Source organism: Pseudomonas sp. 51_B, assembly GCF_017491595.1.
In the GTDB taxonomy this organism is placed as follows: domain Bacteria; phylum Pseudomonadota; class Gammaproteobacteria; order Pseudomonadales; family Pseudomonadaceae; genus Aquipseudomonas; species Aquipseudomonas promysalinigenes.
In genome coordinates, this window is sequence record NZ_JAFGYW010000034.1 from 1 (window position 1) to 13,098 (window position 13,098).

The 13,098-nt window shown below is 61.5% G+C and carries 11 protein-coding genes and 1 pseudogene; all 12 read left to right on the forward strand.

From position 1 onward, the window contains the following. Nucleotides 1–330 (forward strand): annotated as a pseudogene (locus J5M56_RS22010) (arginine-ornithine antiporter); the annotation flags it as partial. A 32-nt stretch (nt 331–362) separates the two neighbouring features. After that, nucleotides 363–1,622: an arginine deiminase gene (gene arcA / locus J5M56_RS22015; protein ID WP_060478725.1), complete on the forward strand. Its 1,260-nt coding sequence runs from the start codon at nt 363–365 to the stop codon at nt 1,620–1,622. A gap of 71 nt (nt 1,623–1,693) precedes the next feature. Next, nucleotides 1,694–2,704, forward strand: coding sequence for an ornithine carbamoyltransferase (locus J5M56_RS22020; RefSeq protein ID WP_207937793.1), 1,011 nt, complete (start codon nt 1,694–1,696; stop codon nt 2,702–2,704). Between the two features lie 105 nt (nt 2,705–2,809). Beyond that, the gene (gene arcC / locus J5M56_RS22025) at nt 2,810–3,739 is read left to right on the forward strand and encodes a carbamate kinase (RefSeq protein WP_207937794.1); all 930 of its coding nucleotides are present in this window, start codon (nt 2,810–2,812) and stop codon (nt 3,737–3,739) included. A 55-nt stretch (nt 3,740–3,794) separates the two neighbouring features. Further along, nucleotides 3,795–4,163, forward strand: coding sequence for a DUF5064 family protein (locus J5M56_RS22030; protein WP_060478728.1), 369 nt, complete (start codon nt 3,795–3,797; stop codon nt 4,161–4,163). 83 nt (nt 4,164–4,246) lie between these two features. Next, the gene (locus J5M56_RS22035) at nt 4,247–5,758 is read left to right on the forward strand and encodes a sigma-54-dependent transcriptional regulator (protein WP_207937795.1); all 1,512 of its coding nucleotides are present in this window, start codon (nt 4,247–4,249) and stop codon (nt 5,756–5,758) included. A gap of 263 nt (nt 5,759–6,021) precedes the next feature. Next, nucleotides 6,022–6,405 (forward strand): glycine cleavage system protein GcvH, encoded by a 384-nt coding sequence (gcvH, locus tag J5M56_RS22040; RefSeq protein ID WP_060478730.1) that lies wholly within the window; start codon nt 6,022–6,024, stop codon nt 6,403–6,405. Between the two features lie 11 nt (nt 6,406–6,416). Next, nucleotides 6,417–9,272: an aminomethyl-transferring glycine dehydrogenase gene (gcvP, locus tag J5M56_RS22045; protein ID WP_186477714.1), complete on the forward strand. Its 2,856-nt coding sequence runs from the start codon at nt 6,417–6,419 to the stop codon at nt 9,270–9,272. A gap of 136 nt (nt 9,273–9,408) precedes the next feature. Further along, nucleotides 9,409–10,785 carry an L-serine ammonia-lyase gene (locus tag J5M56_RS22050; RefSeq protein WP_186477713.1) on the forward strand — a complete coding sequence of 459 codons (1,377 nt, stop codon included), beginning with the start codon at nt 9,409–9,411 and terminating at the stop codon, nt 10,783–10,785. A 26-nt stretch (nt 10,786–10,811) separates the two neighbouring features. Then, complete coding sequence (gcvT, locus tag J5M56_RS22055) at nt 10,812–11,933, forward strand: glycine cleavage system aminomethyltransferase GcvT (protein WP_186477712.1); 1,122 nt, start codon at nt 10,812–10,814, stop codon at nt 11,931–11,933. A gap of 357 nt (nt 11,934–12,290) precedes the next feature. Further along, nucleotides 12,291–12,500: a cold-shock protein gene (locus tag J5M56_RS22060; RefSeq protein ID WP_186477711.1), complete on the forward strand. Its 210-nt coding sequence runs from the start codon at nt 12,291–12,293 to the stop codon at nt 12,498–12,500. A gap of 90 nt (nt 12,501–12,590) precedes the next feature. Beyond that, the gene (locus J5M56_RS22065; RefSeq protein WP_060478735.1) at nt 12,591–13,085 is read left to right on the forward strand and encodes an RDD family protein; all 495 of its coding nucleotides are present in this window, start codon (nt 12,591–12,593) and stop codon (nt 13,083–13,085) included. Nucleotides 13,086–13,098 lie beyond the last annotated feature (13 nt).

Genomic DNA, 13,098 nt, shown 5'->3' on the forward strand with positions numbered 1-13,098 from the left:
CTGGTGCCTTACCTGTGGTCAGCGGCGTATGCCTTCCTGCTGGCACTGCGCAGCGAGACATACGAACAGGCCCTGGCCGAACGCAAGAAGGACCTGATCATCGGTGCCATCGCACTGCTTTACGCCATCTGGCTGCTGTATGCCGGAGGGGTCAAATACCTGCTGCTTTCGGCCCTGCTCTACGCCCCCGGCGCGATCCTGTTCGCCAAAGCCAAGCGGGAGGTGGGCCAGCCGATCTTCACCAACGTGGAAAAACTGATCTTCGCAGCCGTGGTCGTCGGCGCCCTGGTGGCAGCCTATGGCCTGTATGACGGCTTCCTGACCCTTTGACCCACGTCTTCGTTCAATTGGAGGAATGAACCATGTCCGCTGAAAAACAGAAGTACGGTGTCCACTCCGAAGCCGGCAAGCTGCGCAAGGTAATGGTTTGCGCACCGGGCCTGGCGCACAAGCGGCTGACCCCAAGCAACTGTGACGAGCTGCTGTTCGACGACGTGATCTGGGTCGACCAGGCCAAACGTGACCATTTCGACTTCGTCACCAAAATGCGCGAGCGTGGGGTAGACGTGCTGGAAATGCACAACTTGCTGACGGATATCGTGCAGGACAAACAGGCCCTGGACTGGATTCTCGACCGCAAGATCACCGCAGACAGCGTGGGTGTCGGCCTGACCCACGAAGTGCGCAGCTGGCTCGAAGGCCTGGAGCCTCGCCATCTGGCAGAATTTCTGATCGGCGGAGTGGCCGGCCAGGACCTACCGCAGAGCGAAGGCGCCGATGTGGTGCGCATGTACAACGAATACCTGGGCCACTCCAGTTTCATCCTGCCACCGCTGCCCAACACCCAGTTCACCCGTGACACCACCTGCTGGATCTACGGCGGTGTGACGCTGAACCCGATGTACTGGCCCGCGCGGCGCCAGGAAACCCTGCTAACCACCGCCATCTACAAATTCCACAAGGAATTCACCGGCGCCGACTTCCAGGTCTGGTACGGCGACCCGGACAAGGACCACGGCAGCGCAACCCTCGAAGGCGGTGACGTGATGCCGATCGGTAACGGCATCGTGCTGATCGGCATGGGCGAGCGCACCTCGCGCCAAGCCATCGGCCAACTGGCGCAGAACCTGTTCGCCAAGGGGGCCGTGAAAGAGGTGATCGTCGCCGGCCTGCCCAAATCCCGCGCGGCCATGCACCTGGACACGGTGTTCAGCTTCTGCGACCGGGACTTGGTCACGGTCTTCCCGGAAGTGGTCAAGGAGATCGTCCCGTTCATCATCCGCCCCGATGAAAACAAGCCGTACGGCATGGACGTGCGTCGCATTCACAAGTCGTTCATCGAGGTGGTGGGCGAGCAACTTGGCCTGAAGGACGGGCTGCGGGTGGTCGAGACCGGCGGCAACAGCTTCGCCGCCGAGCGCGAACAGTGGGACGACGGCAACAACGTGGTGGCCATCGAGCCAGGCGTGGTCATTGGCTACGACCGCAACACTTACACCAACACCCTGCTGCGCAAAGCCGGCGTCGAGGTCATCACCATCAGCGCCGGCGAGCTAGGCCGCGGCCGCGGCGGCGGCCATTGCATGACCTGCCCGATCGTACGCGACCCTATCGACTATTAACGCCCACTGCACACCCGGCCGCACTCACGAGGTGGCGGCCAGGCCCCCTACCGAATTCAAGGAGAACCGTCATGGCGTTCAACATCCACAACCGTAACCTGCTCAGCCTCGAACACCACACCACGCGCGAGCTCAAATACCTGCTGGATCTGTCACGCGACCTCAAACGCGCCAAATACACCGGCACCGAACAGCAACACCTCAAAGGCAACAACATTGCGCTGATTTTCGAAAAAACCTCCACCCGCACCCGCTGCGCGTTTGAAGTTGCGGCCTACGACCAGGGCGCCAATGTCACCTACATCGACCCCAACTCATCGCAGATCGGCCACAAAGAAAGCATGAAGGATACTGCCCGCGTGCTGGGTCGGATGTATGACGCCATCGAGTACCGTGGCTTCAAACAGGAAATCGTCGAAGAACTGGCCAAGTTCGCAGGCGTGCCGGTGTTCAACGGCTTGACCGATGAGTACCACCCAACCCAAATGATCGCCGATGTGCTGACCATGCGTGAGCACAGCGACAAACCGCTGCACGACATCAGCTACGCCTACTTGGGCGACGCCCGCAACAACATGGGCAATTCGCTGCTGCTGATCGGCGCCAAGCTCGGCATGGACGTACGCATCGCCGCCCCCAAAGCGCTGTGGCCCCATGAAGACCTGGTCGAGCGTTGCCAGCAGTACGCCGAAGAAAGCGGCGCACGGATCACCCTCACCGAAGACCCCAAGGCTGCGGTCAAGGACGTCGATTTCATTCACACCGACGTCTGGGTTTCGATGGGTGAACCGATCGAAGCCTGGGGTGAGCGCATCAAGCTGCTCAAGCCCTACCAGGTGAACAAGGAGATGATGAAAGCCACAGGCAACCCCAGGACCAAATTCATGCACTGCCTGCCTGCTTTCCACAACAGCGAAACCAAGGTAGGCAAGCAGATTGCCGAGCAGTATCCGGACCTGGCCAATGGCATCGAAGTGACCGATGACGTGTTTGAGTCGCCGGCGTGCATCGCCTTCGAACAGGCGGAAAACCGCATGCATACCATCAAGGCGATCCTGGTTTCGACCTTGGCTGACCTGTAAGGCTGGGCAGCCCGCGTCACCTGTGGCAGCGGGGTTACCCGCTGCCACGGTGCGGTGTCCGGCCACCCAACAGCGCACATTTCTTTCGCTTAAAGGACATTTCCCATGCGTATCGTTGTTGCATTGGGCGGCAACGCCCTGCTACGCCGCGGTGAGCCGATGACCGCTGAGAATCAGCGCGCCAATATACGCACAGCCACCGAACAGATCGCCAAGATCCACCCCGGCAACGAGCTGGTGATCGCCCACGGCAATGGCCCGCAGGTGGGCCTGCTGGCGCTGCAAGGGCTGTCGTACAAGCCCGACGAAGCCTACCCGCTGGATGTGCTGGGTGCCGAAACAGAAGGCATGATCGGCTACATGATCGAGCAGGAGCTAGGTAACCTGCTGGACTTCGAAGTGCCGTTCGCTACCCTGCTGACGCAGGTTGAGGTAGATGCCGACGACCCGGCCTTCAAAGACCCAAGCAAGTTCATCGGCCCCGTGTACAGCAAAGAGGAAGCGCAGCGCCTGGCCAAGGAAAAGGGCTGGGTGGTCAAGGCCGACGGCGACAAATATCGGCGTGTCGTCGCAAGCCCAAAACCCAAACGCATCTTCGAAATCCGCCCGATCACTTGGCTGCTCGAAAAGAAAAGCATCGTGATCTGCGCAGGGGGCGGCGGCATCCCGACTCTGTACGATGAAAACCGCAAGCTCAAGGGGGTCGAGGCGGTGATCGACAAAGACCTGTGCTCGGCGTTGTTGGCCGAACAGTTGAAAGCCGACCTTCTGGTAATCGCCACCGATGTCGATGCGGCCTACATTGATTGGGGCAAGCCAACGCAAAAAGCCATTGCCCAGGCCCACCCCGATGAACTCGATCGCCTGGGCTTCGCTGCCGGCTCCATGGGGCCAAAGGTGCAAGCTGCCTGCGATTTCGCCCGCCATACCGGTAAAGTGGCAGTGATCAGCTCGCTGGAGAACATCGAGGATATCGTCAAAGGCGTCGCCGGTACCCGGATCAGCACCCAGACACCGGGTATCAGCTACCGTTGACTGCAGTTGGCGGGCTAGCCGGGCCCGCCTTTTCAATTTTGTGGAGGTTTGAGCCATGGCCCAATTTCACCCCGGTCACGTACACATCGAGCGCATTGCGCTGAACAGCGCCGACCATAGCTATGACCTGAACATCGAATACGAAGCCGTGCAGGACCCCGGCGAAGGCCTGGGTGTGGCGTTTCACATGCACGGCAGCATCGAAGGCAAGCCGGTGGATGAGACTTTCTTCCTGGCCAAGGACCAGGTGCTACCGAGCTTTCTGATGGTCTTGAGCCGCAAAGCCCAGGCGCACCTGGAGCCGCCGAAGAAATTCGAGACGCTCAGCTCGCCACACAAGCTCTACGACGCGATGTTCGAAGACATCCGCGAGAAACTTCACGTGAAATCGGGCGATCCGATCAAGCCTGAACACTTGGAGTGAAGTCGCCTAGAGGGGCCGTTCTGCGGCCCTGACAATGTTGAGGCATACTACTGCCCTCCCCGGCCACAACGCCCCTCTGCCCCATGCGCATCCACGTCAGTTTCATCGACCGCGTTGGTATCACCCAGGAAGTCCTCGCCCTGCTCGGTGCCCGCAACCTCAATCTGGACGCCGTGGAGATGGTCCCGCCCAACGTCTATATCGATGCCCCGACCCTGAGCCCTGCAGTGCTAGAAGAACTTCACGACGCCCTGTTCGAAGTCCATGGCGTGCAATCGGTGGAGGTGGTCGACATCCTTCCCGGCCAACGCCGCCACCTGCAACTCGATGCACTGCTGGCGGCCATGAGCGACCCAGTGCTAGCGGTCGACAGCGCGGGCAAGGTGCTTTTGGCCAACCCGGCGCTGATCGCCCTTTGCGGCCGCGAATCCGCCGGGCGTACGGTGGGTGAGTTGTTCAACGATCCAGAACTTCTCCAGGCCCTACTGGATAACAACTTCCGCTTGCCGATGCGCGAAATGCAGCTGCACGGGCAAAGCTTGTTGCTGGACGCCACGCCCATCACCCACGCAGGCGGGCTGCTTACACTGTATGCGCCCAGCCGCATGGGCGAGCGCCTGTCGGCGCTGCACCACGACCACGCTGAAGGCTTCGATGCGCTGCTGGGCGAATCACCGGCCATCCGCACGCTCAAAGCCCGCGCACTGCGCGTGGCGGCACTGGACGCACCGTTGCTGGTACACGGCGAAACCGGCACCGGCAAAGAGCTGGTGGCCCGTGCCTGTCACGCCATCAGCAGCCGCCAAGCCTCGCCGTTCCTTGCCCTCAACTGCGCGGCACTGCCCGAAAGCCTGGCCGAAAGCGAGCTGTTCGGCTATGCCCCCGGCGCCTTCACCGGTGCCCAGCGCGGCGGCAAGCCCGGGCTGATGGAGCTGGCCAACCAGGGCACGGTGTTCCTCGACGAGATCGGCGAAATGTCGCCGTACCTGCAGGCCAAGCTGCTGCGTTTTCTTAGCGATGGCAGCTTCCGCCGCGTGGGCGGCGATCGCGAAGTGAAGGTGGATGTGCGCATCATCAGCGCCACCCACCGCGACCTGGAACGCATGGTCGCCGAAGGCACCTTCCGTGAAGACCTGTTCTATCGCCTGAATGTGCTCAACCTGCAAGTGCCGCCGCTGCGCGACCGGGGCCAGGACATCCTCATGCTGGCGCACTACTTCATGCAGCAGGCCTGCACACAGATCCAGCGCCCCGCCTGCCGCCTCACCCCCGCGACTCACTCGGCCCTGCTGGCCAACCCCTGGCCAGGCAACGTGCGTCAGCTGCAGAACGTGATTTTCCGCGCTGCGGCCATCTGCGAGGGCAACCTGGTAGATATCGGTGACCTGGATATCGCCGGAACCTCCGTGGCCCGAGGGCAGGATGGCGAGGTGGCAAGCTTGGAGCAGGCAGTGAGCGATTTCGAAAAGGCGTTGCTGCAGCGGCTATACGCCAGTTATCCCTCGACACGGCAGTTGGCGGGGCGGCTGCAGACATCGCATACGGCGATTGCACAACGGTTACGCAAATACGGCATCACCAGCAAAAGCTCATGACGGAACGATTTCAATACACTGTAATTAATTCAATACACCCTGGAGTTCACGCCGCTGGACAAGGGTCTGATCAACCTCGAGTTTTAGGCCACCCTTCAAATGTAGCGAATTCGTTACAGTGGCCGGGCGCGCCTTTATCGCATCCACCTTCAAATCATTGATTTATAAGGCTTTATTAATATTGGCCGCATTATTGCTTCGGGATTCGCAATTCAAGAGCGCGGCCGCACCGCGCCCATCGCCCTGCTTCCCGAGGATCCCCCATGAGCGAGTTGCGTTTCACAGAAGATCACGAATGGCTACGCGTCGAAGACGACGGTAGTGTCACCGTGGGCATCACCGCCTACGCCCAGAACGCCCTCGGCGATGTGGTCTATGTGCAACTGCCTGAGCTGCAGCCTTATGAAAAAGGCGCCGAAGCCTCCACCGTCGAATCGGTGAAAGCCGCCAGTGGTGTGTACATGCCCCTGACCGGTGAAGTGGTCGCCGTCAACGAAGGCCTCAACGACAGCCCCGAACTGGTCAACGAAGATCCGCTGGGTGAAGGCTGGTTCTTCCGCTTCATCCCGGCCGACATGAACCAAGTCAACGCCCTGCTCGACCAGGACGCCTACGACCGCTTGATCAAAGCCAACGACGACGCCTGAGGAGCCCGACCATGACTATCAACCTCGGCACCGCCAACGAATTCATTGCCCGTCACATTGGCCCGCGCGCCGACGACGAGCAGGCCATGCTCGCCACCCTTGGCTTCGATTCGCTGGACGCCATGACCGCAGCGGTCATCCCTGACAGCATAAAAGGCACCAGCGTGCTCGGCTCGCAAGACGGCCAGAGCGAAGCCGATGCCCTCGCGGCGCTCAAGGCCATCGCGGGCAAGAACCAAGTGTTCAAGAGCTATATAGGCCAGGGTTACTACAACACCCACACCCCATCGCCTATCCTGCGCAACCTGTTGGAAAACCCGGCCTGGTACACCGCCTACACCCCCTACCAGCCAGAGATTTCCCAGGGCCGCCTGGAAGCACTGCTGAACTTCCAGACCCTGATCAGTGACCTTACCGGCCTGCCGATCGCCAACGCATCCTTGCTCGACGAAGCCACCGCAGCGGCCGAGGCCATGACCTTCTGCAAGCGCCTGTCGAAGAACAAGGCCAGCCACACCTTCTTCGCCTCCGTGCACTGCCACCCTCAGACCCTCGACGTGTTGCGCACCCGTGCCGAGCCGCTGGGCATCGAAATCGTAGTGGGTGACGAGCGTGAACTGGGCGATGTCAGCGCCTTCTTCGGCGCATTGCTGCAATACCCAGCCAGCAACGGTGAGGTGTTCGACTACCGCGAGGTCGTCGCGCGCTTTCACGCCGCCAATGCCTTGGTCGCAGTCGCCGCCGACCTGCTGGCCCTGACCCTGCTCACCCCGCCTGGCGAGTTCGACGCCGACGTTGCCATCGGCAGCGCCCAGCGCTTCGGCGTGCCGCTGGGCTTTGGTGGCCCCCATGCGGCCTATTTCGCTACCCGCGATGCCTTCAAGCGTGACATGCCTGGCCGCCTGGTCGGTGTTTCGATCGACCGCTTCGGCAAAACTGCCCTGCGCCTGGCCATGCAGACCCGCGAACAGCATATCCGTCGCGAGAAAGCCACCAGCAACATCTGCACCGCCCAGGTGCTGCTGGCCAACATCGCCAGCATGTTCGCCGTGTACCACGGCCCGGCGGGCCTCAAGCGCATTGCCGAGCGCACTCACGCCCTCACCGCGATTCTCGCGGCCGGCCTGAAAAACCTGGGCCTGGAAGTGGTTGGGGAAACCGCCTTCGACACCCTGACCCTGGCCACCGGCAGTGCCACCGCCAGCTTGCATGACAAGGCGCGGGGCCAGGGTATCAACCTGCGCCAGATCGACGCTGCCCACCTGGGCCTGTCGCTCGACGAAACCAGCACCCAAGCCGACGTCGAGGCCCTCTGGCAACTGTTCGGCAGCGATCAGGCTCAGCCCGACTTCGCTAGCCTGGCAGCCAGCACCGGCTCGCGTTTGCCGGCCACCCTGCTGCGTCAGTCGGCGATCCTTGAGCACCCGGTGTTCAACCGCTACCACAGCGAAACCGAGCTGATGCGCTACCTGCGCCTGTTGGCCGACAAGGACTTGGCGCTGGACCGCAGCATGATCCCACTGGGGTCGTGCACCATGAAGCTCAACGCGGCCAGCGAAATGATCCCAGTGACCTGGGCCGAGTTTGGCAATCTGCACCCGTTCGCCCCAGCTGAGCAAAGCCAGGGCTACCTGCAGATGACTACCGAACTTGAGGCGATGCTGTGCGCCGCCACCGGTTACGACGCGGTGTCGCTGCAACCCAACGCCGGTTCCCAGGGCGAGTACGCAGGCCTGCTGGCCATCCGCGCTTACCACCGCAGCCGCGGCGAAGGCCACCGCGATATCTGCTTGATCCCTTCCTCGGCTCACGGCACCAACCCTGCGACCGCGCACATGGCCGGCATGCGCGTGGTGGTCACCGCCTGTGATGCCCGTGGCAACGTCGATGTCCAAGACCTGCGCGCCAAGGCCATCGAACACCGCGAGCGCCTGGCGGCGATCATGATCACCTACCCGTCGACCCACGGCGTGTTCGAAGAAGCGATTGGCGAGATCTGCGCGATCATCCATGACAACGGCGGCCAGGTGTATATCGACGGCGCCAACATGAATGCCATGGTCGGCCTTTGCGCCCCAGGCAAATTCGGGGGCGACGTTTCGCACCTGAACCTGCACAAGACCTTCTGCATTCCTCATGGCGGTGGCGGCCCAGGCGTCGGGCCGATCGGCGTCAAGTCGCACCTGGCGCCGTTCCTGCCAGGTCACGCGGCGCTGGAAAACCCCGAGGGGGCCGTATGCGCCGCGCCGTTCGGCAGCGCCAGCATCCTGCCGATCACCTGGATGTACATTCGCATGATGGGCGGTGCCGGGCTCAAACGTGCCTCGCAGATGGCGATTCTCAACGCTAACTACATCGCCCGCCGCCTGGAAGAGCACTATCCAGTGCTGTACACCGGTGGCAACGGCCTGGTCGCCCACGAATGCATCCTCGACCTGCGCCCACTCAAGGACAGCAGCGGCATCAGCGTCGATGACGTGGCCAAGCGCCTGATCGACTTTGGCTTCCACGCCCCGACCATGTCGTTCCCGGTGGCCGGCACGCTGATGATCGAGCCGACCGAAAGTGAGTCCAGGGAAGAACTGGATCGCTTCTGCAACGCCATGATCCAGATCCGCGAAGAGATCCGCGCCGTGGAAAACGGCAGCGTTGACAAAGATGACAACCCGTTGAAAAACGCCCCGCACACTGCAGCGGAACTGGTAGGTGAATGGAGCCATGGCTATAGCCGTGAGCAGGCCGTGTATCCACTGCCCAGCCTGGTGCAAGGCAAGTACTGGCCGCCGGTCGGTCGCGTCGACAACGTGTTTGGTGATCGCAACCTGGTCTGCGCCTGCCCGTCGATCGAGAGCTATCAGGACGCCTGATAGCATCTAGGCTTGACACACAACCTGTGGGAGCGGGTTCACCGGCGAATGCGTTAGTGGCTGCATCGCCCTATTCGCGGGCCAACCCGCTCCCGCTCGGTTCAGTGTCCGCCCAAACAACCCAGCTGGAGGCAGCATGTCACTGAGCGTCTTCGACTTGTTCAAGATCGGCATCGGCCCCTCCAGCTCCCACACGGTCGGGCCTATGCGCGCTGCCGCGCGCTTTGTTCAGGGGCTGCGCCGCGATGGCTTGCTGGCCAGCACCGTCAGCGTCAAGGCCGAACTCTACGGCTCGCTTGGCGCCACCGGCAAAGGCCACGGCAGTGACAAGGCGGTATTGCTCGGCCTGCAAGGCGAGCACCCAGATAGCGTCGATACCGAAATCATTCCCGCCCGCCTGCAGGCCATCCGCGCTAGCGGTCAGCTCAGCCTGCTGGGTGAGAAGACCATCGCGTTCGACGAGAAGCAGCACCTGGCGATGATCCGCAAACCCCTGGCCTACCACCCCAACGGCATGATTTTCCGAGCCTTCGATGGCGCCGGTCTACAAATTCGCAGCCGCGAGTACTACTCGGTAGGTGGTGGCTTCGTGGTGGATGAGGATGCTGCCGGCCAGGACCGAATCGTCGAAGACAGCACCGTGCTGGCCTATCCATTCACGACCGCCAAAGCTTTGCTCGGCCACTGCATCGCGCACCAGTTGTCGATCAGCCAGGTGATGCTGGCCAACGAGGCCGCCTGGCGCCCTGAAAGCGAAACCCGCAGCGGCCTGCTGCACATTTGGCAGGTGATGCAGGATTGCGTCGAAGCCGGCTACCGTCACGAAGGGGTTCTACCCGGCGGCCTGAAGGTCAAGCGCCGCGCTCCGGCACTGTACCGCCAACTGAGCCGCCACCCGGAAGCCAACCTGCGCGATGCATTGTCGGTGCTCGACTGGGTCAACCTCTATGCCCTTTCGGTCAACGAGGAAAACGCCAATGGCGGGCGGGTAGTCACCGCGCCCACCAACGGTGCGGCGGGCATTGTGCCGGCAGTGCTGCACTACTACATGCGCTTCGTCCCAGGTGCCAGCGAAGAGGGGGTGGTGCGTTTTCTGCTGACCGCTGCCGCCATCGGCATCCTCTACAAGGAAAACGCCTCGATTTCCGGGGCTGAAGTCGGCTGCCAGGGCGAGGTGGGGGTAGCCTGTTCGATGGCCGCCGGGGCCTTGTGTGAGGTGATGGGCGGCACCGTGCAGCAAGTCGAGAACGCTGCTGAAATCGGCATGGAGCACAACCTTGGGCTGACCTGCGACCCCATTGGCGGGTTGGTACAGGTGCCGTGTATCGAGCGCAATGCCATGGGCTCGGTCAAGGCGATCAACGCGGTGCGCATGGCCCTGCGCGGTGACGGGCAGCACTACGTGTCGCTCGATAAGGTGATTCGTACCATGCGCCAGACCGGCGCCGACATGAAAAGCAAATACAAGGAGACCGCCCGCGGCGGTCTGGCCGTCAACATCATCGAATGTTGACCCGATATACAACCAAGGAGTCATCGATGTCCGAAACACTGCAAAAGACCCCGCTGCACGCCCTGCACCTGGAGCTGGGCGCGCGCATGGTGCCATTCGCCGGCTTCGACATGCCGGTGCAGTACCCGCTGGGGGTGCTCAAGGAGCACCTGCACACCCGCGAACAGGCAGGCCTGTTCGACGTATCGCACATGGGCCAGATCCTGCTGCGCGGCGCAGACGCCGCCAAGGCACTGGAGACTCTGGTGCCGGTAGACATCATCGACCTGCCAGTGGGTATGCAGCGCTATGCGATGTTCACCAACGACCAAGGTGGCATCCTCGACGACCTGATGGTCGCCAACCTGGGCGACGACACCTTGTTCCTGGTGGTCAACGCGGCCTGCAAGGAGCAGGACCTGGCCCACCTGCGCAAGCATATCGGCAACCGTTGTGAAGTGCAGGCGCTGTTCCAGGAACGAGCCCTGCTCGCGCTGCAGGGCCCGGCTGCGGTGAAGGTGCTGGAACGCCTGGTACCCGAGGTTGCTGGCATGACGTTCATGCAGGTGCGCGCAGTGAAACTGCTCGATGAAGACTGTTACGTAAGCCGCTCGGGCTACACCGGCGAAGACGGCTACGAGATTTCAGTGCCTGTCGGCGCCGCCGAGGCATTGGCGCGCCGCCTGCTGGCCGACCCGCAGGTGCAGCCCATCGGGCTGGGGGCACGCGACTCGCTGCGCCTTGAAGCAGGCCTGTGCCTCTATGGCCACGACATGGACACCCATACCACGCCAATCGAAGCCAGCCTGCTGTGGGCAGTGTCCAAGGTTCGCCGAGCAGACGGCGGCCGTGCCGGTGGTTTCCCCGGCGCCGAGGTCATATTTGCCCAGCAGCAAACGGGGGTGGCCCGCAAGCGCGTGGGTCTGTTACCACAAGAACGCACGCCGGTACGCGAAGGCGCGGAGATTGTTGATGCGTTCGATAATAACGTTGGCAAAGTATGCAGTGGCGGATTTGGCCCGACACTCGGCGCCCCAGTCGCCATGGGCTATATCGATATCGAACACTGTGCATTGGACACTCCCCTGTTCGCCTTGGTACGCGGTAAGAAGGTTGCCTTGAAAGTCAGCAAAATGCCTTTCGTTGCACAGCGTTACTACCGTGGTTGAAGACAGGACATAAGGTTCAGTGGCAGGTTGCAGATATTCGATTTCGAACCTGCCCAATAACTTTTGAACAGGGTTGCAGCCCAGGCACTACGGCGTTTTCGGCAGATTTTCGAAGGCCTGGAGAAAGCCCTGTTTTAGACGCGACCCAGGGCTTGTTTTTCGCTCGGGACTTGGCGTAGAGTCACAACACTGTGTTTGCATGGGTCGCAACAGTTCGTGACCTGGGCCAGTAGCCTAGATTAGCTACAACCCGTTCGACGTCTCTTACTTTCCTGCAACCCAGCCCAGTACTCTTTGGCGTATATATAACGCAAAAGAAACTGTCATCAATATTTAAGCTTCATAGGAAATAAGACAATGGCTGAGCGTCAGAACGGTACCGTCAAGTGGTTCAATGACGAAAAAGGTTACGGCTTCATCACTCCAGAAAGCGGTCCGGATCTGTTCGTGCACTTCCGCGCCATCGAAGGCAACGGCTTCAAGAGCCTGAAAGAAGGCCAGAAGGTCACCTTCGAAGCAGTTCAAGGCCAGAAAGGCATGCAGGCTGACAAAGTTCAGGCTGTGTAAGGCAAAGCCCGACTCCCAGAAGCCCCTGCGATATGCAGGGGCTTTTTTTTGCCCGTAGAATGGCGGCTTCGTTACTCGGAGCTAAATTGCATGCCCAAGCCCTTGCTCTCTCCCCAGGGTGACTTTCCACCCGTCGGCCTCGGTCGGCGCCTGGCGGCGATGTTCTACGACTTCCTGCTTTGCACGGCACTGCTGATCGTCACCGCCGGTGCCTACAAGATGGTGCAGATGGCCATCATTGGCGAAGCCCGCATGCGCGAGCTGACCGAGGCCGGCGCGCTGGATGGCGACCCACTGCTCTCGACCCTCCTACTTTTCGCACTGTTCGGCTTCTTTGCCAAATTCTGGACCCACGGTGGTCAGACCTTGGGCATGCAGGTTTGGGGGGTGCGTGTGCAGAACGCCGACGGCAGTGCGATCAGCCTGTGGCAGGCGCTGCTGAGGTTCATGGTGGCCATTGCGTCCTGGCTTTGCCTGGGGCTGGGCTTTATCTGGTCATTGTTCGACAAGCGTCAGCGCAGCTGGCACGACATTTACTCACACACCCAGTTGGTGCGCGTGCCGAAACCGAAGAAGCAGGTGTGAGACAGCCGACCTT

Bases quoted from the DNA above. Each gene is read 5' to 3' on its own strand.
- arcA (WP_060478725.1), top strand. From the start codon at position 363: ATGTCCGCTGAAAAACAGAAGTACGGTGTCCACTCCGAAGCCGGCAAG.
- J5M56_RS22020 (WP_207937793.1), top strand. From the start codon at position 1,694: ATGGCGTTCAACATCCACAACCGTAACCTGCTCAGCCTCGAACACCAC.
- arcC (WP_207937794.1), top strand. From the start codon at position 2,810: ATGCGTATCGTTGTTGCATTGGGCGGCAACGCCCTGCTACGCCGCGGT.
- J5M56_RS22030 (WP_060478728.1), top strand. From the start codon at position 3,795: ATGGCCCAATTTCACCCCGGTCACGTACACATCGAGCGCATTGCGCTG.
- J5M56_RS22035 (WP_207937795.1), top strand. From the start codon at position 4,247: ATGCGCATCCACGTCAGTTTCATCGACCGCGTTGGTATCACCCAGGAA.
- gcvH (WP_060478730.1), top strand. From the start codon at position 6,022: ATGAGCGAGTTGCGTTTCACAGAAGATCACGAATGGCTACGCGTCGAA.
- gcvP (WP_186477714.1), top strand. From the start codon at position 6,417: ATGACTATCAACCTCGGCACCGCCAACGAATTCATTGCCCGTCACATT.
- J5M56_RS22050 (WP_186477713.1), top strand. From the start codon at position 9,409: ATGTCACTGAGCGTCTTCGACTTGTTCAAGATCGGCATCGGCCCCTCC.
- gcvT (WP_186477712.1), top strand. From the start codon at position 10,812: ATGTCCGAAACACTGCAAAAGACCCCGCTGCACGCCCTGCACCTGGAG.
- J5M56_RS22060 (WP_186477711.1), top strand. From the start codon at position 12,291: ATGGCTGAGCGTCAGAACGGTACCGTCAAGTGGTTCAATGACGAAAAA.
- J5M56_RS22065 (WP_060478735.1), top strand. From the start codon at position 12,591: ATGCCCAAGCCCTTGCTCTCTCCCCAGGGTGACTTTCCACCCGTCGGC.